Here is a 22,144-nt window from a genome sequence, read left to right as displayed (position 1 = left end):
CACGAGGTGGATCACGATGCACCGGGTGAGTCACGACCGGAGGCCCAGGAGCAGCCCGCCACTCCGCCGAGGCGCATGCCCACGACCGCGATGAGCGTGATGAGCCCGACGCGCCGGGCGAGTGCGACGGTGCGCGGCAGGTCGGCGGCCCTGGGGGCCGGCCCCGTGCCCATCACCACACGCTCCTCGACGCCGCTGGCATAGACGGTGCGTCCGCCGAGCCGGATGCGCAGGGCGGCGGCGAAGCCGGCTTCCACCGGTCCGGCATTGGGGCTGGGGTGCTCCCGACCGTCACGCAGCGCGGTGCTCACGACCTCACGAGCACGAAGGGGGCGAGCCGCCGCGGTCGCGAGCACGGTCACCCGGGCGGGGAGCCAGCCGAGGACGTCGTCGAGCCGGGCCGCCGCCCAGCCGAAGCGGGCAAACCTCGGTGTGCGGTGCCCGTGCATCGCATCGAGCGTGTTGGCAGCCCGGTGGAGGACGACGCCGAGAGGGCCCAAGAGGGCGCCCCAGACGAGGGTGCCGACGACGGCGTCCGAGGTGTTTTCCGCGACCGACTCGATCGCGGCCCGGGCGACGTCGTCCGGGGCGAGGTCGTCGGTGACCCGGCCCACGAGGTTGCGCACCTGCCGCCGCGCACCGGGCAGGTCGCCGGTCACGAGCAGGTCGTGCACGGCGTTGCCCTCGCGCCCCAGACTCGTGCCCCCGAGAGCTGCCCAGGTGAGCGCTGCGGTTGCGCCGGTGCGACCAGCGGGTGGCAGCCGGGTCGCTGCGAACCCGAGCGCGAGGACGGGCATGAGGACGATTGCCTCGGTGAGGACGCCGGCGGCCCGCGAGTCACGGTGTGTGCGCTGCTCGACCCATGAGGTCCACGAGCCGAAGAGGGCCACCGGGTGACCACGCCGAGGGTCCCCGACGAGCTCGTCGGCGACCCACCCGAGGACCAATCCGACCGTGACGGGGTCGAGACCACGACCTCGGTGGGGGAGAGTCACGCCCCGCCCTTGATGGTGAGCACCTGACCGGCGACGACCAGGTCGACCCGGTCCGCGGACGCTGCCAGACGCTGGTTGAGCCAGCCGAGGCGGTCGGCGAAGATCCGTCCGGAGCGGTGCTCCGACACCACGCCCCACCCGACCTCGTTGGTCACGGCGACGACCTGGTCGGTGGCGAGCCAGGCCGCCTCGAGGTCGGTGATGCGCTCGTCGAGGGCCTCGGTCCAGTGCGACTCGGGTGCTTCCCAGGCCTCCATCTCGTCGAGCTGCGCGGTCAGCCAGGTGCCGAGGCAGTCGAGCAGGACCGGCCCGTCTGCGTCCCACAGACTGCTTGCGGCATCGGTGCTCTCGACCGTGCGCCACGTCGCGGGGCGACGGGACCGGTGCGCGTCGATGCGGGCCCGCCAGTCGGCGTCGTCGCTCTGAGGACCGGTCGCCAGGTACGTGACGGGGATGTCTGGGCCCACATGAGGAGGCAGTAGGAGGCCCTCTGCGTGGCGTGACTTGCCCGAGCGGACGCCACCGGTGACGAGGAGTCGCATGGTCACCAAGCCACCGTGAGCAGGACGAGGACGACGGTGAGGGCGACCTCGATGCCAGCGCCGATGACATCGCCGTTGACGCCGCCGAAGGCGCGAGCGGCCTTGTCCCGGAACCGTGCTGCCGCAAGCACGGCGATCGGTGCGGCCAGTGCCGCGACGGCGAGCATGCGGATCGTCGACCACGCGAGGTCGGGCGAGCCGGGCGACCCGTCAGGCGGGAGCGTGTCGACCACGGGGAGGGCTGCGGCCACGAGCACTGCGGCGACGGCGATGGTGAGCAGCGCGGCCGCGCCGAAGGGGATGGTCCCGACGAAGGCGGCCCCGAGGCGGGACCCGTCGGCGGTGCGCTGTCCGCGACCGCAGACGACCGCGGCCGCCGCACGCGAGGCGATGACTGATGCACCGACGAGAAGTGCACCACGCCACCCGGAGCCGAGGAGTGCGGTGATGGCGCCCGCCTGGACGAGCAGTACGAGGACGAGCGCGACGGCACCCATGGGCCCGACGTCGCCCCGGCGCATGACCTCGAGGGGGTCCTTGGCCAGACCCGCCCCGAGTCCGTCGACCGTGTCGGCGAGGCCATCGAGGTGCATCGCCCGCGAGCCGTACGCCAGGACCGCCAGCGCTGCGGCGGCGGCGACGAGGGGAGGGACTCCGAGCTCGACGCTCGTGCCGACGAGGACGACCTGCAGAGCGAGGGGCAGGACGGCGAGGGGCGCGAGCAGCAGTGCCGATCGGGCGCTGTCCCGCGAGACCGTGACCTGCCCGCTCGTGCGGCGGGTGAAGGTGCCCGTCGCCAGCCGCATCCCGTCGCCGAGGCTCACGACGAGGCCACCTCGAGCGCGTCCACCACGTCACCGATGACGGTGATGGCGGGGGGCGCGAAGCCCCCTTCGTCCGCGGCGGAGGCGATCTCGGACAGGGCCGCGCGCACGGTGCGCTGCTGCGGGCTGGCGCCGTCGGCGATGCACGCCGCGGGAGTGTCTGCGGGCAGGCCCGCGGCGATGAGTGCCCGGGCGATCGAGCCGAGGGTGGCGACGCCCATGAGGATGACGATCGTGAGGCGCGAGGTCGCCAGGGCGGTCCAGTCGACCTCGCTGCGCGGGTCCTCGGGAGCGACGTGCCCGGAGACGACGGCGACCCCCTGTGAGAGGCCGCGGTGGGTGACGGGGATGCCGGCGAGAGCGGGTACGGAGAAGGCGGAGGAGACCCCCGGCACGATCTCGACGGGTATGCCGGCTGCGGTGCAGTGCTGCCACTCCTCGCCGCCCCGGCCGAAGAGGTAGCCGTCGCCGCCCTTGAGCCGCACGACGACCTTGCCGGCCCGGGCGTGCTCGACGAGCAGCTCGTTGATGCGCTCCTGCGGGGTGAACTCGCCGCGCGGGATCTTGCCGACGTGGATGACCTCGGCCTGCGGGGCGTGCTCGGCGATCGCGGCGATGGGCGCGAGACGGTCGGTGACGACGACGTCGGCGGCAATCAGGGCGTCACGACCCGCGACGGTGAGCAGCCCGGGGTCGCCCGGGCCACCGCCGACGAGCAGGACGCGGCCGGTGGGTGTGGTGGTGGCGTCGGTCATGCGGTCCTCCGGTGGAGCAGGTGGGTCAGCTCTCGCAGCAGCCCGTCGATGGTGTGGGGGTCACGGACGGCGATCCGCACCCACGTGGGGTCGAGCCCGGGGAAAGTATCTCCCCTGCGGACCGCCCAGCCCGACTCGCGCAGGGCGGTGTGTACACCGTCACCCACCTGCGCCAGGACGAAGGGAGCGTCGCTGCCCCCTGTCGGGATGGCCAGGGCGTGCAGTCCGGCGAGGAGGTGGGCCCGCCACGAGGCGAGCTCCTCGGCGGCTCGCTCGGCCTCGGCCAGGGCATGCGGGGCGGCGGTCTCGGTCATGACGCGCAGGGCGAGGGAGCCGACCGACCAGTGCGGTTGGTGTGCCGCGAGGGTGGCCACGAGGTCGGGGTCGCCCGCGAGGTAGCCGGCGCGGATGCCGGCGACGGCCCAGGTCTTGGTGAGCGAGCGCACGACGAGCACCCCGTCGAGGTCACCGGTCAGGAGCGACTCACACTCGCGGGGCACGGCGTCGATGAAGGCCTCGTCGACGAGCACGACCCGCCCCGGTCGCACGATCGAGCGGATCGCATGGGCCGGGTGGAGGACGCCCGTCGGGTTGGTCGGGTTGCCGATCACGACGAGGTCGGCGTCGCCGATCTGCTCGATCGCGCCAGTGGTGAGGGCGAAGCCGTCCTCGGGTCGCAGCAGCACCCGGCGCACCTCGTGGCCGGCTGCGCGCAGCGCGGCCTCCGGCTCGGTGAACTGCGGGTGCAAGACCACCGCGTCCCGCGGGGCCAGGGCCCGGGCAAGCAGTGTGAAGGCCTCCGCCCCACCACTCGTCGGCAGCACCTGCTCCCGCGCCAGCCCATGACGAGCCGCCAGCGCATCCCGAGCCCTCGTCGGGTCGGGATATGCAGCCACAGAGCCCAGCTCGTCGACGAGGGCGGCGGCAAGCCACGCGGGGGGCTGCGTCAGCCTGACGTTGACCGCGAGATCAACAAGATCGCCCGACACCTCGACATCCCCGTGGTGTCGAAGGGGGTCCGCGACCACGTCCAGCGAGGACGCTGACCGGGTGCGGGTGGCCCGACTCAAGGGCTGAGCCGGTTGCGGCGCAGCGGGCGAGGGAGACGATGACGGGTGACGCACGTGCGAAGCCCCTAGGGCCGCCCCTCCCGGTCCGCGGCCGTCCCGACCACGCGGGTCTTCGGCACGCCAGCCACGCGGGTCCTGCCTCTGCGGGACCTCCCAGCCAGCGGCGGCGTCGACGAAGGTCCCCGCAACGGACGGGGACCCGGCCCAGTGGGTGTGCAGGTAGGACGCCACGAGTGTGGCCCAGCCCGTGCCGGCGGGGTCGAGGGCGAAGCCTTCGGTGCGCTCGCCCAGGTCCCACGCGGCGGGGGTGCCGGCGGAGGGGGTGGTCGTGGTCCGGTGGAACTCGTGACCGGTGACGCGGGTGCCTGCCGGGCCGAGCACGGAGTCGACGAGCGAGGTGGCCTCGCGGTAGCCGAGCGTCAGACGTCGGCCCATGGCGGTGCGGGCGGGGAGCGCGCCGACCATCGGGTGGTCGTCGAGGGTCTCGGCGAGGTAGAGCATCCCGGCGCACTCGGCGATGGTCGGCATCCCGGCCGCGATGGCGGTGCGGATCTGGTGCACGAGAGGGCGATTGGTCGCCAGGGTGCGCGCGTGCACCTCGGGGAATCCACCGCCGAGGTAGAGGCCCTGCGTGCCGTCCGGCAGCTCGACGTCGCGGGCGGGGTCGAGCTCGACGACCCGGGCTCCCGCGGCTTCGAGCAGCTCGACCGTCTCGGGGTAGCGGAAGGTGAAGGCGCGTCCGCCGGCGACGGCGATGACGGGGGGCTCCCTTCGAGACGCTTGCTGCGCAAGCTCCTCAGGGAGCGTGTGTGTGGCCCGCTGCGTGAGGGCGGCGGCCGGGTCCCACGGCGCGGCATCGAGGTCGGGGGCGGTACGGGCCGCGGCGAGCAGGGCATCGAGGTCGAGGTGCTCCTCGGCGACGGCGGCGATGTGGTCGAGGGTCGCGGCTGCCTCGCCCCGCTCTGCTGCCGGGACGAGCCCGAGGTGACGTGAGGGCACGTGCATGGCTGCATCGCGCGGCAGGACGCCCCACACCGGCACACCGACGGACTCGACGGCGCGGCGGGCCTCGTCGCCGTGGCGCAGGGTGCCGGCCTTGTTGAGCACGACGCCGACGACGTCGACGGATGGGTCGATCGTCGCCAGGCCGTGGACGGTCGCGGCCACGGTGCGCGAGGTCGAGCTGATGTCCACGACGAGCACGACGGGCGTGCGGGTCAGGCCGGCGACGTGCGCGCTGGAGGCGAAGCCGTCGGTCCCGAGGCGACCGTCCATCAGGCCCATGACGCCCTCGAGGACCGCGATGTCCGCCGCCGTCGGGTGGGTGGCCCCGCGCACGAGGAGGGGAGCGACCCTCCCTTCGCCCACGAGCCAAGGGTCGAGGGTGCGGCTGGGTCGCCCGGTCGCCAGTGCGTGGTAGCCGGGGTCGATGTAGTCGGGGCCGACCTTCGCCGGCGCGACGGTGAGGCCTCGGCGGGAGAGAGCCGCCATGATCCCGACGGCGATCGTCGTCTTGCCGTGACCCGAGGCGGGGGCCGCGACGAGCACCCGGGGGAGGGTCACCATTCGATGCCCTTCTGGCCCTTCTGCCCCTGGTCGAAGGGGTGCTTGACCTTGGTCATCTCGGTCGCGACGTCGGCGATCTCGAGCAGGCGCGGGTGCGGGTCACGGCCGGTGATGATGACGTGCTGGTAGCCGGGGCGGTGGGTGAGTGTGTCGATGACGTCGTCGAGCTCGACCCAGCCCCACTTCATGACATAGGTGAACTCGTCGAGCACGTAGACGGTGTGGGTCTCGGCGGCCAGGCGGCGCTTGATCTCGGCCCAGCCCTCACGGGCGTCGGCAGCGTGGTCCTCCTCGCTGCCGGCCTTGCGCGACCACGACCAGCCGGAGCCCATCTTGTGCCACTCGACGGGACCCCCTTCGCCGGTCTCCTCGTGGACCCGGCCGAGCGTCTTGTAGACCTCTTCCTCGCCGATGCGCCACTTGGCGGACTTGACGAACTGGAAGACGCCGATTGCCCAGCCCTGGTTCCAGCCCCGCAGGGCCAGGCCGAAGGCAGCGGTCGACTTGCCCTTGCCGGTGCCGCCGTGGACGACGACGAGCGGTCGGTTGCGGCGCTGCCGCGTGGTGAGTCCGTCCGTGGGGGTGACGGGGGTCTGTCCCTGGGCCATCAGGCAGCGCTCCTTCGTGAGCCGGTGCGGTCGGTGACGATCTCGACGAGGCCGCTCGCGGCGACCTGCTCGAGGGCGATGTGCTCGGCGCCCATCCGGTGGGCGAGGTCGGCGGCCAGCCCCATGCGGAAGCGGCCGGACTCGCAGTCGACGACGACAGTGTCCGCCGTGTGCCCCCAGGCGTCTGCGATGTGCTGGGCGCGGGCGAGTGCGTCGGGGCCCGCGGTCGCCCGACCGTCGGTCACGATGATGACGAGAGCGCGTTGGTTGCGGTCACGGATGCGCTCTCTCGCAACGACTCTGGCGATCTCGGTGAGGCCTTCTGCGAGCGGCGTCCGTCCGCCGTGGGGCAGCTCGGCCAGGCGCGCTGCGGCCGCGTCCACCGACGAGGTGGGCGGGAGCGCGACCTCGGCGCCGGCACCGCGGAAGGTCACGAGCCCCACGCGGTCGCGCCGCTGGTAGGCGTCCAGGAGCAGGGACAGCACCGCGGTCTTGACCTCGCCCATCCGCTTGCGGGCGGCCATCGAGCCGGACGCGTCGACGGCGAGCAGCACGAGGTTGGCCTCGCGGCCGCGGGTGATCGCGTGGCGCAGGTCGTCGCCGGTCACGCGGGCAGGTCCGGTGCGGCCAGCGCGGCGGGCTGCAGAGGCGCGAAGGGTGGCGGTCAGGTGCACCGGCGACCCGGCCGGCTCGAGGCCGGCCGGGTGGGTTCCGACGACGCGCCCGCGCGGGGTGAGGGCGGGGGAGCGGCGTCCGGTGGGGCCGGAGCCGACACCGCTGAGCTCGAGACGACGGGCGCGGAAGGGAGCCTGCGCGCTCGCCGTGCCGGTGGGCGTGGGGAGGGCGCCGGCCGGGGGGTGGTCCGCCTCCGGCCGTGACTCACCCGGTGAATCGGTCGGGTCAGTCGAGTCAGTCGAGTCAGTCGAGTCGGTCGTGTCGCTGCGGGCCTCGGGGTCGCGGGCCGGGTCCGGGGGAGTCGGCCGCTCGGGTGATTCACCGGGCGAGTCACGGCCGGAGTCGCTCGGACCACCCTCCGGGGTGTCGGATGCGGGACCCCCGTCGGGGGCGTCCTCGCCGCCACCCGGCGGCTCGTCCTCGGGTTCCTCGTCGAGCAGTCGGTCGAGCAGGTCCTCGTCGAGGCCGGGAGCGTCGAAGGGGGCACGCCGGCGCCGGTGCGGCAGGGCGAGCAGTGCTGCGGCCCGGATGTCCTCGCGGCTCACGTGCTCGCGCCCGGCCCAGGCCGCGTGGGCGACGGCGGTGCGGGCCGTGACGATGTCGGCACGCATGCCGTCGACGTCGAATCCGGCGCACACCCGAGCGATGGTCTGCAGCGTCGCGTCCTCGAGCCGGATGCGCGTCACGCTCTCGCGGGCGGCGGCGAGCCGCTCGGTGAGCGCGGCCTCGGAGGTGGCATAGCCGTCGGCGAAACCTGCGGGGTCGAGGTCCGCCGCGAGCCGGCGCCGGACGACCTCGGCCCGTACGTGCGGGTCGCGGCTCGCGGCGACGTGGACGGTCAGGCCGAAGCGGTCGAGCAGCTGGGGCCGCAGCTCGCCCTCCTCGGGGTTCATCGTCCCGACGAGCGTGATCCGGGCGGGGTGCGAGATCGAGACGCCGTCGCGCTCGACGGTGTTGCGTCCCATGGCCGCCGCGTCGAGGAGCACGTCGACGAGGTGGTCGTGCAGCAGGTTGACCTCGTCGACGTAGAGGATGCCGCGGTGGGCATCGGCGAGCAGACCCGGCTGGTAGGCGGCCTCGCCCTCGCCGAGGGCGCGGCGCAGGTCCAGCGAGCCGACGACCCGGTCCTCGGTCGCGCCGACAGGCAGCTCGACCAGGCGGGCCGGTCGGGTGGTCGCCGGGCCGGTGTGGGGGCCGTCGGGGCAGTCATCGGTGCGCTCGGGGTCGCACCCGAATCGGCAGCCGACGGCGACCTGCTGCTCGGGCAGCACCGCCGCGAGCGCTCGCACGGCCGTCGACTTGGCGGTGCCCTTCTCGCCGCGGACGAGGACTCCGCCGATCTCGGGGGAGATCGCGCTGAGCAGCAGGGCGGTGATGAGCTCGTCGGAACCGACGAGGGCGGTGAAGGGGAAAACGGGAGCAGTCACGCCGAACCTCCTGGCGAGTGTCCACGCTCGCCGTCACAACACGCCGGGCGGGCTCGCTCCGACGAACGCAGACCGATGTCCTGGCTTGGCCCCTAGGGGCCTTCACAGTGGCGGGACCGCTCCGGATTCGCACCGGATTCCTCGGTTGGCTGCGCCGCGCGCCAGCATGCCACAACGGACATGGGCCTAGTGTTGGCGTCCGTGATCGACGTCGTGGGTATCGCAGATGATGGCTGGGCCGGCCTGGACGACGGGCGGCGTGGCCTCATCGAGCGTGCCGGCACCGTCATCGGAGGGCAGCGTCACCTCGACCTCGTGGCCGACCACGTCGCTGCCGGCGCCGAGGTCGTGCCCTGGCCCAGCCCCCTTCGCGCTGCTCTCCCGGCGCTGATCGAGCGGGTGGGGGACGCGGTCGTGGTCGCCAGTGGTGACCCGCTGCGCTCCGGCATCGGGACCACGCTCGTGGACCTCCTCGGGGCCGACCACGTGCGCATCCACCCCGCCGTCGGCAGCGATGCGCTCGCCCGCGCTCGGCAGGGGTGGTCCGCCGAGGAGACCACCGTGGTGACCACCGTCGGCCGTGACCTGCGTGCCGTCCTGCCCCACCTCGCGTCCGGCGCGCGACTCGTCGTGCTCTGCTCCGGTGGCGCGGACCCCGCCCGGCTGGCGGCGCTGCTGACCGAGCATGGTTGGGGGACAAGCCTGCTCACCGCACGTTGGCACCTGGGCGGCCCGGACGAAGGGGCGATGGCCACGCCGGCGCAGGAGTTCACCTCGACCACCGCGGACCTCGTTGTCGTCTGCATCGAGGCACGGGCCGATGACCCGGCCGGCTCCTCCCGGACCGCGGGGATGGCTCCCGGACGACCCGAGGACTTCATCGAGCACGACGGTCAGCTGACCAAGCGCGATGTGCGCGCCTCGGCCCTGGCCCGGCTGCGTCCGACACCCGGCGCCCACCTGTGGGACCTCGGCGCGGGCAATGGCTCGGTGGCCCTCGAGTGGTGCCTCGCCGCGGACCGGGCCACCGCCACCTGCGTCGAGCGCGACCCCGGTCGCGCAGCACGCATCACCGCCAATGCCGCCTCCCTCGGCCTGGCCGGCCGCGTCGAGGTCGTCGTCGGCGACACCACGACGGCCGACCTCGCCGGGCTCGCCGACGCTGACGCCGTCTTCGTCGGTGGGGGACTCGACGTCGACCTGCTCGACCGGGCGTGGACCTCCCTTCGCCCCGGTGGTCGGCTCGTCGCCCACGCCGTCACCCTCGAAGGGGAGTCGGCGCTCATCACCACCCACAACCGAGCCGGCGGTGAGCTCACCCGGCTGTCCGTCGAGCACGCCGTCACGCTCGGCCGATTCCTGTCCTGGACCCCGGCGCGCGCCGTCGTCCAGCTCGCCACGACGAAGGGCACCCCATGACCGTCCACTTCATCGGCGCCGGCCCCGGCGCCGCCGACCTGCTGACCGTCCGGGCCACGCGACTGCTGGCGGCCAGCCCGGTGTGTCTCTACGCCGGGACCTACCTCGACGCGGCCGTCCTCGAGCACTGCCCGGAGGGCGCCCGGCTCGTCGACACGCAGCGCCTCGACCTCGACGGCATCACCGCCGAGATCCTCGCCGCCCACGAGCGCGGCGAGGACGTCGCCCGCCTCTGCTCCGGGGACCCCTCCGTCTACTCCGCCATCGCCGAGCAGACCCGCCGACTCGATGCTGCGGGCGTCCCGTGGGACATCACGCCCGGCATCGCGGCCTACGCGGCAACCGCCGCACGCCTCGGACGCGAGCTGACCGTCCCCGAGGTGGCCCAGTCGGTCGTGCTCACCCGGGCGCAGCGCGACTCCACGGCCATGCCCACGGGGGAGTCGCTCGAGGCCTTCGCCGCGACGGGTGCGACCCTGGTGCTGCACCTGGCGATCCGCCGCGCCCGCGAGCTCACGGGTCGCCTGGCCGAGCACTACGGCGCCGACTGCCCGGTCGCCGTCGCCTACCGGGTCGAGCAGCCGCAGGAGCTGATCCTGCGCGGGACGCTCGGCGACATCGCCGACCAGGTCGAGGCCCACGACCTGCGTCAGGCCGCGATCATCGTCGTCGGCTGGGCGCTGCGGGCCGAGGGCTTCGTCGAGTCGCACCTCTACTCGTGCCGTCGGGTCGCCGCGCTCGAGCCGACTCAGGGACCGCCCTCGGCGTAGACCTGCGCCGCACCGTCCACCTCCCCGGCGCGCCGGGGCTCCGGGCCCACGACGTCGAAGAGCATCGCGGTGAACTGACCGTCGCGCTCGACCCGCAGGCGCTGCAGGCGCAACCGGCGGGGGAGGAGCGGTGCGCCTGCCCCGAGGGTGACGGGCGTCTGGTGGATCCACACCCGGTCGAGCAGCCCGGCGTCGGCGAACTGACCGGCGAGGTCTCCGCCACCGACGATCCACACGTCCTTGCCGGCAGCGGCCTCGGTCGCGGCAGCATGCAGGTCGGTGACGTCACCGGCAAAGGTCCGCACGCCCGCGGGCAGGTCGAGGTCACGGTGGGTGACGACCCAGGACGGCTGCTCGTAGGGCCAGACGAAGTCCGATCCGTCGTGCGTCAGCTCGCGGTGCACCCACGCGTAGGTGTTGGCGCCGCACACCACCGCCCCGACGGTCGGCATGAACTGGTCGAAGTCGAGGCTCGCGTCATCGCCGTACCGTCCCTGCGGGTCCTGGTCGTGCCCGGTGGTGGCGAAGAGCCACGAGAGGCTCTCGTCGTCGTCGGCGATGAAGCCGTCGAGGCTCGTGGCGGTGCAGTAGATCGTGGCCATGCTCACAGCGTGGCACCGACTGCCGACAACGGTCGAGGGCGCGGGACGGGAGAGGATGACGGCGTGAACAAGATCCTTCGCGTCGTCTGGACCGTCGCGTCCGCCCGCCGCCGCGGCCGGGTCGGCCCCACCGAGCACGCCGTGCTCCCGCTACGGGTGCTGCCCACCGACATCGACTTCGCCGGGCACATGAACAACGGCGTCTACTTCACGATGGCCGACCTCGGCCGGATCGACCTCGCGGTCCGCTCGGGATGGTTGCGCGCCCAGGTGCGTCACCGCGTCTCGCCGGTCGTCATGCAGGAGACGATGACCTTCCGCACCTCGCTCCAGCCGCTGCAGCCCTACGAGCTGCACAGTGCCCTCGCGGGGTGGGACCGGATCAGCGTCTACTACGAGCAGCGCTTCGTCGTCGACGGACAGGTGTGCGCGCAGGCTCTCGTGCGGATGCGCTTCCTGCAGCGCGGCAAGGGCGTCGACACCGACCGCCTGTGGCAGCTGCTCGGCGTCGACCCGCCTCCATCAGCCGTCCCCGACTGGGCGAAGGGGTGGGGAGACGGAGCCCGGCTCCCTTCGCCCCGCGCGGATGCGCCGGCAGGACCGGCGCCCTTCTGGACCAACGCTCGCTGAGGTGTGACGAGCTGCAGCGAGGAGCCTCGAAGCGACTCACCCCACCGAGCGTGGGGTCCAGACCCGCCCGTCGTCGGTGACCCGCGTGGTCGAGGCGCCGATGACCACGAGGCAGCCCATGTCGACGGACTCCACGTCGAGCTCCCCGAGCGTCGTCACGACGACCGACTCCTGGTCGCGACCGACGTGACGGGCGATCACGACCACACGCTCCGAGCCGACTGCCGCGACGAGCAGGTCACGAGCCCGCCCCAGGGTGTCCGGGCGCGAGGCCGAGCGCGGGTTGTAGAGCGCGATCGAGATGTCGTTGCTGGCCAGGGCGGTGAGGCGGTCGGCGAGGACCTCCCACGGCTTGAGGTTGTCGCTGAGGTTGACCAGCGCGTGATCGCCTCCGAGCACTGCGCCGACGAGCGCACTCGCAGCGTGTGCGGCGGTGACCCCGGGCACGACGCGCACGGGCACGTCGGCGTAACCGGCGTCGTCGGTGAGCGCGGTTTCGCGCGACTCGAAGAGTGCCGTCGCCATCCCGAAGACCCCCGCGTCGCCGCCGGAGACGATCGCGACGTCGTCGCCCCCCTTCGCCAGGTCGAGGGCGAGCCGGCCACGGTCGAGCTCGACGGTGTTGCCGGAGGAGTGTCGGGTCAGGCCGTCACGCTGGGGCACTCTTGCGACGTACGGCGCATAACCGACGACGTGGTCCACCGACGCGAGGACCTCCGACGCCTCGGGGGTGAGCCAACGCTCGGGCCCGGGGCCCAGACCGACGACGTGCACGGTCCCGGTGGCCTTGCTCCCTTGGGTCCCACGTTCCGCGTGGGCGGTGCGACGAGCGCCAGCGAGGAGTCTCGAGGCGTCGTCCGACCCTGCGGTGATCCGGGCGAAGTCCGCGGCCCGCCCTGCAGCGTCGTCGCGCAGTCCCTCGCCGGGGACGACGACGAGCGACATGTACGGGACGCGGCCTTCGTCGACCTCGGCGGCGGGGAGGACGACCTCGCCTGCGCCGGAGGCGCGCTCGACGTAGACGGCCCGGTCGAGGACCCCTGCCTGACGCAGCGCCTCACGCACCCCGGCGAAGGTGCGGCCGAGCTTCATGATGATCGCCGCGTCGGTGTCGGCGAGGCGCCGGGCGAGCTCGGGCACGGGCAGGGTCCCGGGCAGCACGGTGAGGGTGTCCTCGTGGCGACACAGGCCGGTCGCGACGGCCGCAGTGGCCGCCGACAGCGAGGTGATGCCGGGGACGACCTCGGTGGGGTAGTGCGGGCTGAGCCGGTCGTGGACGTACATGAAGGAGCCGAAGAAGAGCGGGTCACCCACGGCGAGCACGACGACCGTGCGGCCCTGTGACAGATGGGTGTCGAGGCGCGCCGAGCACTCGTCGTAGAAGTCGGCCAGCGCTCCGTAGTACCCGCGCGGGTGGTCGGTGAAGCCGGTCGTCACCGGGTAGCGCAGCTCCTCCTCGATGACACCTGCGGGGATGAGGTCGGCGGCGATGCCTCGCGCCATCGATTGCTTGCCGACGCCCGCGTGGTAGGCGATGACATCGGCATCGCGGATGAGCCGGGCGGCCTTGAGGGTGATCAGCTCAGGGTCGCCGGGGCCGATGCCCACGCCGTAGAAGCGGCCAGCTGCCTTGCCGCTCATGCGAGCTCGTCCGGGTTCGCCAGGGCGTTGAGCGCGGCGGCCGCCATGGCGGACCCGCCGCGGCGGCCGTGGACGACGAGCCAGGGGATCGGCCCCCCGGGCAGGTCGTGCTCGGCGAGCGCGACCTTCGACTCGGCGGACCCGACGAAGCCGACGGGCATCCCGACGATCGCGGCCGGCCGTGGCGCCCCGTCGTGGAGCATCTCGAGCAGGTGGAAGAGCGCGGTGGGCGCATTGCCGATCGCGACGACCGAGCCCTCCAGCCGGTCGACCCACAGGGAGACGGCAGCGGCGGCGCGGGTGGTGTCCCACTCGGCCGCGAGAGCAGGCACGCGCTCGTCCCGCAGGGTGCAGATGACCGCGTTGTCGGCAGGCAGTCGTCGACGCGTGACACCGGAGGCCAGCATGTTGCTGTCGGTGAGGACCGGCGCGCCTGCGCGGAGTGCCGTGTGCGCGGCCGCTGCAACCTGCGGGTGCCCGGCGATGTCGCTCGTGATCGCGACATCGCCCGCGGCGTGGATGATCCGTACGGCGGCACCGTGGAGGTCCGCGGGCAGGCCGGTGAGGTCGGCCTCGTCGCGGATCATGCCGAAGGAGCGCCGGTAGATCTCCTGGCCGTCGGTGACGTAGTCGTAGCGCCTGGACGGCTGGCGAAGGGAGGTCATGAGGACCTTTCGGAGTTCGGAGAGCGTTGCGCAGCAACGACGTCAGCCACGGTCGAGGGGTTCAGCGAGATGGTGTGCGCTCGGGCGGGGTGACCGCAGGAGCGTTCACAGCCGATGACGTGGACGGGTGGTCCGGCGGGGTCGACCAGGGCTGCGGCGGCCCGAGCGAGGTCGCGGGTGGAGGTGGTGGTCCGTGCGCACGCAGGGGCGCCGGCGCAGGCGGTCAGGACGCTCCAGGGGGAGTCGGGTGCCGTGGCGAACCCGACGTCGGCGAGGTCGCCGGCGAGGGCCGCTCCGCCCGGGACGACGATCGCGCGCCAGGGGGTGACCACGAGACGCTCGCTGAGGGGCGAGGAGCCCTGCGACGAGCCTCGACGCGCGGTGAGGGCCGCGGCCATCGCGGGCGTCAGCAGCCCGAGCGGCACGAGTGCCACGAGGTCGTCCCCGTCCGGACCGGGGAGCGGTGGCGTCTCGGCCGGCTCGACGAAGGGGGTCCCCTCCGGCAGCAGCGACCCGCGGGCAGTGGCGGGCAGGTCGCGGACATTCCACGTCTTCGCATCAGTGCGAGCCGCGAGGAAGCGACGAGCCACGTCGAGGGCGGTCCGTGCCGCTTCGTCGCGGGGTACGACCACGCCGTGGGCGCCCACGAGGACGCGGGCGGCCCCCCCCTTCGAGGCTCCTGCGTCGCACCTCAGGACACCGCCTTCGTCGACGATCGCGATGTCCCACGGCTCACCGAGCACGGGACCGCCCGGTCGGCCGACGGCGAGGAGGAATCGCCCAGGCAGCTGCGCCAGCCCGGGGTCGGCGAGGAGTCCGTCGTCGAGCGCGCCGACCAGGTCGTCGAGGCCAGCCTCCGGGTCCGCGACGATGTTGCGGGCCTTGTCGTGCTCACCCGACGGGACGAGGCCGAGGTCGCCGATGGCGGTGACGAGCTCGCGGGGGAGCGGGTCGGGCAGGCCGCGCAGCTGCAGGCTCCCGCGTGAGGTGAGTGTGATGTCTGGGTCGCCGAAACGTGTTGCCAGAGAAGAGATCTCGCCCAGAGTCGCAGTGTCCACACGCCCGCCGGGCAGCCGCAGCCGCACCATCGCCCCGTCCGCCGAGACGAAGGGGGTGAGCAGCCCCGGGCACCGATCGGCACCGTCGCGGGAGGGCGGAGGGGTGGTCACGCCGATGCAGCATACGTGTCGCTGGTCTCCCCGATTTCCGGCCTTCGAGGATCACACATGTGCGATCCTGCCTTCTGGCTCGTTGGGGCAAGCAGGCACGTGATCCATCACGAGCATGCGGACATCACGGATTGACCAACTTCAAGGACATCAACATGACCGACATCGAGAACGTCTCCGTCTTCGGCACCGGTGTGCTCGGCTCCCAGATCATGATGCAGGCCGCCTACCACGGGAAGTCGGTGATCGCGTACGACATCTCCGACGAGGCGCTGGCCCAGCTGCCGGCTCGCTGGGAGTGGATGCGTGCCGGCTACCGACGGGACCTGCCCGACTTCGACGAGAAGCGCTTCGACGACGCGATCGCTGCCATCAGGACGACGACGGACGTGAACGAGGCGGTCGCCGACGCGGACCTGGTCATCGAGTCCGTGCCGGAGGACCTGGAGCTGAAGAAGAAGGTGTGGGGGCAGATCGGTCAGGCCGCTCCCGACAAGACGATCTTCACCACCAACACGTCGTCCTTGCGACCGAGCGATTTCGCCGACGCCACGGGCCGACCGGAGAAGTTCTTGGCCCTGCACTTCGCGAACCTCGTGTGGCGATCCAACACCGGCGAGGTCATGAAGATCGAGAAGACCGAGGAGCGCTACTTCGACGCGGTCCTGGAGTTCGCCGGTGAGATCGGCCTCGTGCCGATCCCGCTGCGCAAGGAGGTCCCCGGGTACATCCTCAACAGCCTGCTCATCCCCCTCCTGAACGCAGCCGCATATCTCTACGTCGAGGAGGTCGCCGATCCCAGCGACATCGACGCGGTGTGGAAGATCGCCACAGGGTCGCCCAAGGGGCCGTTCGAGATCTACGACACCGTCGGCTTCAACGTCGCGGTCCACGTCGCGCGCAGCAACCCGGCCGACAAGAGGTTGCAGAAGTTCGCCGACCTGCTGCAGCAGAGCATCGACGCCGGCAGGTCCGGACTCGGCGACGGCGCGGGCTTCTACACGTATGACTCCGACGGCATCGGTGAGGAGCCCGTCGCCGACTGGAAGCTCTGATCGGGTGCGGCGGGCGCCGTCGAGTGGACGCAGCGGCGTCGTGGAGCAGTCCTGTGGGTAGGCTGCCGTTCGGCTGAGCAGGATGGAACCCGGTGCGAGTCCGGGACGGTCCCGCCACTGTGAGCGATTGATCGCGAGTCAGACACGTTCGCTCGGCCGGTCCGTCCACACGGCACGGGCCTTCCGATCGACCGCGGGGCGCGGATCCCCGCTCAAGGAGCCCACGACGTGACGACCGTCGCCCTGCTGTCCACCTCCGACACCGACCTGCTGAGCGCGCGCAGCGCGGGGGTCGACTACGTGGTCGCCAACCCTGCTCGCCTGACCGGCGAGCAGATCGCCGCACGGGTCGCGGACGCCGACATCGTGGTCGTCCGCTACCTCGGCAGCCCGCAGGGGCTGTGGGAGGGCTTCGACGACCTGCGGAGCGCGAGTGCCCCGCTCGTCGTGCTCGGTGGCACCCAGGAGCCGGACGCGGCCCTGATGGAGCTCTCGACGGTCCCGCCCGGCACCGCCGCGGAGGCCCACCGCTACCTGGCCGAAGGGGGACCCGCCAACCTCGCGCAGCTCCACGCCTTCCTCGGAGACACCCTCCTGCTCACCGGTGAGGGCTTCGAGGCGCCGGCGGCGTTGCCCCAGTGGGGACTGCTCGACCGCGACGAGCCCGCGGCGCTCGACACCGCTCCCGGCGAGTCCGCCGCCCGGCGCCCACGGGTCGGCGTCCTGATCTACCGGGCCCAGTACGCGGCCGGCAACACCGACTACGCGCACGCGCTCGCCGACGCCATCGACGCGGCTGGCGGCCAGGGCGTCGTCATCCACTCCGCCTCGCTGCGTGACGCCCCCGACGGGCTGCTGGAGCACCTCGGCACCCTCGACGCGCTCGTCACCACCGTCCTCGCGGCCGGCGGGACCAAGCCTGCGACCGCCTCTGCCGGCGAGGACGACGAGGCCTGGGACGTCGAGGCCCTCGCCGCCCTCGACATCCCGATCCTCCAGGGGCTGTGCCTGACCTGGGGCCGCCAGGACTGGCTGGACTCCGACGACGGCATGAGCCCCCTCGACGTCGCGACCCAGGTCGCGGTCCCCGAGTTCGACGGACGATTGATCACGGTCGCCTTCTCCTTCAAGGAGTTCGACGACGAGGGGCTGCCGCACTACGTCGCCGACCCCGAGCGCGCCGCCCGCGTCGCCGGCATCGCGGTCAACCACGCCCGCCTGCGCTCCACACCCGTGGCCGAGCGCAAGATCGCGGTCGTCCTGTCGGCCTACCCGACCAAGCACTCCCGCCTGGGCAATGCCGTCGGCCTCGACACCCCGGTGTCGACGATCCGGCTGCTGCGCGCGATGCGCGAGGTGGGCTACGACGTCGGTGACGGCTTCGTCGGCATGGACCCGCTCCCTTCGGTCGAGGGCGAAGCAGCTGACACGACGTCGGGCAATGCCCTCATCCACGAGCTCATCGCCGCTGGCGGTCAGGACGAGGAGTGGCTCACCCAGGAGCAGGTCGAGGGTGCCCAGGTGCGCATCCCCGCCGACCGCTACCGCGAGTGGTTCGAGCGCCTCCCGGCCGACCTGCGCGAGGCGATGACCGAGCACTGGGGCACGGCGCCCGGTGAGGTCTTCGTCGACACCACCCGGGACGCGCAGGCAGAGATCGTCACCGCCGCCCTCGTCCGCGGCAATGTCGCCCTGCTCGTGCAGCCGCCGCGCGGCTTCGGGCAGAACCCGATCGCGATCTACCACGACCCCGACCTGCCGCCGACCCACCACTACCTGGCGACCTATCGCTGGATCGAGGAGGAGTTCGGCGCGCACGCCATCGTCCACGTCGGCAAGCACGGCAACCTCGAGTGGCTCTCCGGCAAGAACCTCGCGATGTCGCCCTCCTGCGGCACCGACGCCGCGCTCGGCAACCTGCCGCTCATCTACCCCTTCCTCGTCAACGACCCCGGTGAGGGCACCCAGGCCAAGCGCCGTGCGCACGCGACGATCGTCGACCACCTCGTCCCGCCGATGGCTCGCGCCGAGTCCTACGGCGACATCGCCCGCCTGGAGCAGCTGCTCGACGAGTACGGCAATGTCACCGCGATGGACCCGGCCAAGGCGCCCGCCCTGCGCGGCGAGATCTGGCAGCTGATCCACGCCGCGCAGATGCACGTGGACCTCGGTCTGGAGGACGTCGACCTCGACGACGCGGACGGCTTCGACGACCTCGTCATGCACGTCGACGGCTGGCTCTGCGAGATCAAGGACGTGCAGATCCGCGACGGCCTGCACGTGCTCGGCCAGGCGCCGCAGGGGGAGGAGCTGGTCAACCTCGTGCTCGCCGTCCTGCGCGCGTCGCAGGTCTTCTCCGGCCAGGTCGGCTCGGTCCCCGGTCTGCGGGCCGCTCTCGGCCTCGGCGAGGACGCCTCCTCCACCGAGACCGACGAGGTCGAAGGGAGAGCCCGTCACCTCGTCGAGGGGCTCGCCGCCCGAGGCTGGGACCCCTTTGCCGCCACGGATCTCGTCGCCGAGGCAGAGCCGGACCTCGCTGCCGACCGCGCCGCGGAGGTCGCCCGGGTCCTCGAGTTCGCGGCTCTCCAGGTCGTGCCGCGACTGGCCGCGACCGACCGCGAGCTGACCATGGTGCTGCACGCCCTCGACGGTGGCTATGTCCCCGCGGGGCCGAGCGGATCCCCCCTTCGTGGGCTGATCAACGTGCTGCCCACCGGACGCAACTTCTACTCCGTCGACCCCAAGGCGATCCCGTCGCGGCTGGCCTACCAGACCGGTACGGCCATGGCCGACTCGCTGCTCGAGCGCTATCGCGAGGAGACGGGCGAGCTGCCCACCTCCGTCGGCCTGTCGATGTGGGGCACCTCCGCGATGCGCACCTCCGGCGACGACATCGGTGAGGTCCTCGCGCTGCTCGGGGTCACCCCGGTGTGGGACGAGCAGTCCCGCCGCGTCACCGGCCTCGAGGCCATCCCGCTCGCCGAGCTCGGCCGCGCCCGGGTCGACGTCACCGTGCGCATCTCGGGCTTCTTCCGCGACGCCTTCCCGCACGTCATCGCCCTCATCGACGACGCCGTCGCGCTCGTCGCCGGGCTCGACGAGTCGCCGCAGGACAACCCCGTGCGGGCGCACACCGCCGTCGACCTCGCCGACCACGGTGACGAGCGCCGCGCTCGCACAAGGATCTTCGGCTCCAAGCCCGGCTCCTACGGGGCGGGCATCCTCCAGGTGGTCGAGTCCGGCAACTGGCGCAGCGACGACGACCTCGCGCAGGTCTACACGGCCTGGGGCGGCTTCGCCTACGGCCGCGACCTCGACGGCAAGCCGGCCGCCGAGGACATGGAGCGCACCTATCGCCGCATCCAGGTGGCGGCCAAGAATGTCGACAACCGCGAGTCCGACATCCTCGACTCCGATGACTACTTCCAGTACCACGGCGGCATGGTCGCGACCGTGCGCGCGCTGACCGGCACCGAGCCCAAGGCCTATGTCGGCGACTCGACCTCGCCCGACGCGGTGCGCACCCGCACGCTGCAGGAGGAGACCAACCGCGTCTTCCGCTCGCGCGTGGTCAACCCGCGGTGGATCTCGGCCATGCAGCGGCACGGGTACAAGGGGGCCTTCGAGCTGGCGGCGACGGTCGACTACCTCTTCGGCTTCGACGCCACCGCGGGCGTCGTGCACGACTGGATGTACGACCGCATCGCCAAGGACTACGTCCTCGACGAGACCAACCAGGAGTTCATGCGCCGCGCCAACCCGTGGGCACTGCGGGGGATCGTGGAGAAGCTCACCGAGGCCGCCGACCGGGGCCTGTGGGAGGAGCCGGACCCCGAGGTCGTGCGCGGCATGCAGCAGGTCTACCTCGACATCGAGGGTGACCTGGAAGACTCCGCGGACGACGAGCGATGACCCGGGCCGAAGGGGGTCGGGCCCGGTACTCCCGGCCCGTCCCGACGATCGGCGACACCAGCAGTGCCGCGCAGCGGCGCGAGGACCCGTCGGGCTGGGCGATGGGGGAGTCCGTCACCGAGGCGCTGGCTGCGGTCGTCGCCGGCCGACGCGACATCCGCCGCTATCGCCCCGACGCGGTGCCGGAGGACCTGATCACCTCGGTCCTCGAGGCCGGTCACCGTGCCCCGAGCGTGGGGCACTCCCAGCCGTGGCGGTTCATCGTCGTCACCGACCCCACGACCCGTGACCGGGCCGCCGCCATGGCCGACCGGGCCCGGGTCGACCAGGCCGCGCACCTGGCCTCCGAGCGCGCGGCGCGGATGCTCGACCTCAAGCTCGAGGGCCTGCGCGAGGCACCCGTCGGCATCGTCGTCGCGTGCGACCGCCGCACTCCCGCAACGGGTGTGCTCGGTCGGGCGACCTTCCCCGACGCCGACATGTGGTCCTGCGCGACCGCGATCGAAAACATGTGGCTCACCGCCCGAGCCCACGGCTTGGGCATGGGTTGGGTGACCCTCTTCGACCCCGACGAGCTGGCCGACCTGCTCGGCCTGCCCGAGGGCGTCGTGACCCTCGGCTGGCTGTGCCTCGGCTGGCCGGACGAGCGGCCCCCGTCGCCGGGCCTGGAGCGGGCGGCCTGGTCGAAGAAGACCCCGCTCGAGCAGGTCGTCATCCGCGACCGGTGGCCCGCCGACGAGTCGGCACCGCAGCAGCCGGTCTCGCACCTGCGGGGCCCCGATCCGGAGCGCCTCGTGGGGGCGACCGACGCCGCCGACGAGCTGCTCTCGCCACCGGACTCGCTCGGTGTCCTCGACCGGGCGCTCAACCGGGTGCTCGCCGTCGGCGCCCACGACGTCACGGGCGGCACCCTCGTGCTGGCCGGTGCCGACCACCCGGTGACCGATCTCGGCGTCAGTGCCTTCCCCGCCTCGACGACGGCCGACGTGCTCACCGCGACCGTGGCCGGGACCTCTCTCGGCGCGGCGTCCGCGGCGGGTGCTGGGCTGTCGGTCATCGCCGCCGACTGCGGTGTGGCACAAGCGATCCCGGGTGCACATGATGCTCGGCCCGCGGGGGATCGGGGTGACCTCGCGACGACCGACGCCATGAGCGACACCGACGTCGCAGCACTCGTCGCCGCCGGTCGTGAGATCGGCCGCGAGGCAGCCACGAGCGGTCTGGTCTGTCTCGGCGAGGTCGGCGTCGGCAACACCACCGTCGCCGCAGCACTCGCCTGCGCCCTGCTCGACCTCGAGCCCCAGGACGCCGTCGGCCTCGGCTCCGGATCGGATGCCGACATGGTCGCGCGCAAGCGCGACGTCGTCGCCGCTGCGCTGGCCCGGACTCAGGGGGAGTCAGACCCCCTTCGCCTCCTCGCGATGGTCGGTGGGCCCGAGATCGCCCTGCTCACGGGGGTCACGCTCGGGGCTGCTGCAGCAGGCGCCCCGGTGGTCCTGGACGGCCTGGCGGGGTCGCTGCCGGGGGTCATCGCCTCACGGATCGAGCCGGCGACCCAGGCCTACCTGCTCGCCGGCCAGGTCAGCCGCGAGCGTGCCCACGCCCTCGTGCTGCGCGAGCTCGGCCTCGAGCCGCTGCTCGACCTGCGCCTGCGCGCCGGCGAGGGCGTCGGCGCCTGCCTCGCGGCATCGCTCGTGCTCCAGGGCCTGGCCGTCCGCCGCCTCGCCGCCCGCACCACCTGACGAACGTGCAGAACCTGCATTGCCCTATGGCAATGCAGGTCTCAGGCCCGGACGTCCATGGCCCCACCCGTGATCCG

Annotated in this window: 17 protein-coding genes and 2 riboswitches; of the genes, 6 read left to right on the top strand and 11 right to left on the bottom strand. The window is 72.8% G+C overall.

The features are described from left to right. Positions 1–11: 11 nt before the first annotated feature. Genes cbiB through ASG73_RS05695 form a run of 7 tightly spaced genes read right to left on the bottom strand, consistent with a single transcriptional unit; the run spans position 12 to position 8,462 of the window. Positions 12–995 (bottom strand): adenosylcobinamide-phosphate synthase CbiB, encoded by a 984-nt coding sequence (cbiB, locus tag ASG73_RS05725; protein ID WP_235499368.1) that lies wholly within the window; start codon positions 993–995, stop codon positions 12–14. Then, positions 992–1,537, bottom strand: coding sequence for a bifunctional adenosylcobinamide kinase/adenosylcobinamide-phosphate guanylyltransferase (locus tag ASG73_RS05720; RefSeq protein ID WP_055992761.1), 546 nt, complete (start codon positions 1,535–1,537; stop codon positions 992–994). The genes cbiB and ASG73_RS05720 overlap by 4 nt, the downstream gene beginning before the upstream one ends. A gap of 2 nt (positions 1,538–1,539) precedes the next feature. Further along, on the bottom strand, positions 1,540–2,361 hold the full coding sequence (locus ASG73_RS05715) for an adenosylcobinamide-GDP ribazoletransferase (protein ID WP_055992162.1): 822 nt from the start codon (positions 2,359–2,361) through the stop codon (positions 1,540–1,542). Continuing rightward, positions 2,358–3,116 (bottom strand): uroporphyrinogen-III C-methyltransferase, encoded by a 759-nt coding sequence (gene cobA / locus ASG73_RS05710; protein WP_055992159.1) that lies wholly within the window; start codon positions 3,114–3,116, stop codon positions 2,358–2,360. The genes ASG73_RS05715 and cobA overlap by 4 nt, the downstream gene beginning before the upstream one ends. Continuing rightward, positions 3,113–5,752 (bottom strand): cobyrinate a,c-diamide synthase, encoded by a 2,640-nt coding sequence (locus ASG73_RS05705; protein WP_055992156.1) that lies wholly within the window; start codon positions 5,750–5,752, stop codon positions 3,113–3,115. Before ASG73_RS05705 ends, cobA begins: the two co-directional genes overlap by 4 nt. After that, positions 5,746–6,360 carry a cob(I)yrinic acid a,c-diamide adenosyltransferase gene (cobO, locus tag ASG73_RS05700; protein WP_055992153.1) on the bottom strand — a complete coding sequence of 205 codons (615 nt, stop codon included), beginning with the start codon at positions 6,358–6,360 and terminating at the stop codon, positions 5,746–5,748. Before cobO ends, ASG73_RS05705 begins: the two co-directional genes overlap by 7 nt. After that, a complete protein-coding gene (locus tag ASG73_RS05695; protein ID WP_055992150.1) occupies positions 6,360–8,462 on the bottom strand; it encodes a magnesium chelatase subunit D family protein in 2,103 nt (700 codons plus the stop codon). The genes cobO and ASG73_RS05695 overlap by 1 nt, the downstream gene beginning before the upstream one ends. A 53-nt stretch (positions 8,463–8,515) precedes the next feature. Continuing rightward, a riboswitch (cobalamin riboswitch) is annotated at positions 8,516–8,643 on the bottom strand. A 20-nt stretch (positions 8,644–8,663) separates the two neighbouring features. Between ASG73_RS05695 and cbiE the strand changes: the two genes are divergently transcribed. Together cbiE and cobM are read left to right on the top strand one after the other, a co-directional pair. Continuing rightward, complete coding sequence (gene cbiE, locus ASG73_RS05690) at positions 8,664–9,881, top strand: precorrin-6y C5,15-methyltransferase (decarboxylating) subunit CbiE (RefSeq protein WP_235499366.1); 1,218 nt, start codon at positions 8,664–8,666, stop codon at positions 9,879–9,881. Then, positions 9,878–10,651 carry a precorrin-4 C(11)-methyltransferase gene (gene cobM / locus ASG73_RS05685; protein WP_055992144.1) on the top strand — a complete coding sequence of 258 codons (774 nt, stop codon included), beginning with the start codon at positions 9,878–9,880 and terminating at the stop codon, positions 10,649–10,651. Before cbiE ends, cobM begins: the two co-directional genes overlap by 4 nt. On the opposite strand, the gene ASG73_RS05680 is transcribed toward cobM, so the two are convergent. Then, positions 10,630–11,253 carry a dihydrofolate reductase family protein gene (locus ASG73_RS05680; protein WP_055992759.1) on the bottom strand — a complete coding sequence of 208 codons (624 nt, stop codon included), beginning with the start codon at positions 11,251–11,253 and terminating at the stop codon, positions 10,630–10,632. The genes cobM and ASG73_RS05680 overlap by 22 nt on opposite strands. Before the next feature lie 63 nt (positions 11,254–11,316). Here ASG73_RS05680 and ASG73_RS05675 point away from each other — a divergent pair, with 63 nt between their 5' ends. Then, positions 11,317–11,883, top strand: coding sequence for an acyl-CoA thioesterase (locus tag ASG73_RS05675; protein WP_055992141.1), 567 nt, complete (start codon positions 11,317–11,319; stop codon positions 11,881–11,883). Positions 11,884–11,919: 36 nt separating this feature from the next. On the opposite strand, the gene ASG73_RS05670 is transcribed toward ASG73_RS05675, so the two are convergent. From ASG73_RS05670 to ASG73_RS05660, 3 genes are read right to left on the bottom strand one after another with little or no spacing between them, the layout of a single operon-like run. Beyond that, on the bottom strand, positions 11,920–13,524 hold the full coding sequence (locus tag ASG73_RS05670) for a precorrin-2 C(20)-methyltransferase (protein WP_055992138.1): 1,605 nt from the start codon (positions 13,522–13,524) through the stop codon (positions 11,920–11,922). Beyond that, a complete protein-coding gene (locus ASG73_RS05665) occupies positions 13,521–14,189 on the bottom strand; it encodes a precorrin-8X methylmutase (protein WP_055992135.1) in 669 nt (222 codons plus the stop codon). Before ASG73_RS05665 ends, ASG73_RS05670 begins: the two co-directional genes overlap by 4 nt. Next, the gene (locus ASG73_RS05660; protein ID WP_055992132.1) at positions 14,186–15,358 is read right to left on the bottom strand and encodes a hypothetical protein; all 1,173 of its coding nucleotides are present in this window, start codon (positions 15,356–15,358) and stop codon (positions 14,186–14,188) included. The genes ASG73_RS05665 and ASG73_RS05660 overlap by 4 nt, the downstream gene beginning before the upstream one ends. A gap of 155 nt (positions 15,359–15,513) precedes the next feature. Between ASG73_RS05660 and ASG73_RS05655 the strand changes: the two genes are divergently transcribed. The 3 genes from ASG73_RS05655 (at position 15,514) to bluB (ending at position 22,067) form a co-directional block, all read left to right on the top strand. Next, the gene (locus tag ASG73_RS05655) at positions 15,514–16,413 is read left to right on the top strand and encodes a 3-hydroxyacyl-CoA dehydrogenase (protein ID WP_055992756.1); all 900 of its coding nucleotides are present in this window, start codon (positions 15,514–15,516) and stop codon (positions 16,411–16,413) included. A gap of 84 nt (positions 16,414–16,497) precedes the next feature. After that, a riboswitch (cobalamin riboswitch) is annotated at positions 16,498–16,559 on the top strand. Between the two features lie 82 nt (positions 16,560–16,641). Beyond that, a complete protein-coding gene (cobN, locus tag ASG73_RS05650; protein ID WP_055992129.1) occupies positions 16,642–20,325 on the top strand; it encodes a cobaltochelatase subunit CobN in 3,684 nt (1,227 codons plus the stop codon). Then, positions 20,322–22,067, top strand: coding sequence for a 5,6-dimethylbenzimidazole synthase (gene bluB, locus ASG73_RS05645; RefSeq protein WP_055992126.1), 1,746 nt, complete (start codon positions 20,322–20,324; stop codon positions 22,065–22,067). Before cobN ends, bluB begins: the two co-directional genes overlap by 4 nt. Positions 22,068–22,144 lie beyond the last annotated feature (77 nt).

The sequence above is a fragment of the Janibacter sp. Soil728 genome (genome assembly GCF_001428305.1).
Taxonomy (GTDB): domain Bacteria; phylum Actinomycetota; class Actinomycetes; order Actinomycetales; family Dermatophilaceae; genus Janibacter.
The sequence above is the reverse complement of the archived record's forward strand: the minus strand, read 5'-3'. Positions and strand labels throughout refer to the sequence as shown.

Coding starts and splice junctions, on each gene's coding strand:
- ASG73_RS05720 (WP_055992761.1), bottom strand. CDS start 1,537: ATGCGACTCCTCGTCACCGGTGGCGTCCGCTCGGGCAAGTCACGCCAC.
- cobA (WP_055992159.1), bottom strand. CDS start 3,116: ATGACCGACGCCACCACCACACCCACCGGCCGCGTCCTGCTCGTCGGC.
- ASG73_RS05705 (WP_055992156.1), bottom strand. CDS start 5,752: ATGGTGACCCTCCCCCGGGTGCTCGTCGCGGCCCCCGCCTCGGGTCAC.
- cobO (WP_055992153.1), bottom strand. CDS start 6,360: ATGGCCCAGGGACAGACCCCCGTCACCCCCACGGACGGACTCACCACG.
- cobM (WP_055992144.1), top strand. CDS start 9,878: ATGACCGTCCACTTCATCGGCGCCGGCCCCGGCGCCGCCGACCTGCTG.
- ASG73_RS05680 (WP_055992759.1), bottom strand. CDS start 11,253: ATGGCCACGATCTACTGCACCGCCACGAGCCTCGACGGCTTCATCGCC.
- ASG73_RS05670 (WP_055992138.1), bottom strand. CDS start 13,524: ATGAGCGGCAAGGCAGCTGGCCGCTTCTACGGCGTGGGCATCGGCCCC.
- ASG73_RS05665 (WP_055992135.1), bottom strand. CDS start 14,189: ATGACCTCCCTTCGCCAGCCGTCCAGGCGCTACGACTACGTCACCGAC.
- ASG73_RS05655 (WP_055992756.1), top strand. CDS start 15,514: ATGACCGACATCGAGAACGTCTCCGTCTTCGGCACCGGTGTGCTCGGC.
- bluB (WP_055992126.1), top strand. CDS start 20,322: ATGACCCGGGCCGAAGGGGGTCGGGCCCGGTACTCCCGGCCCGTCCCG.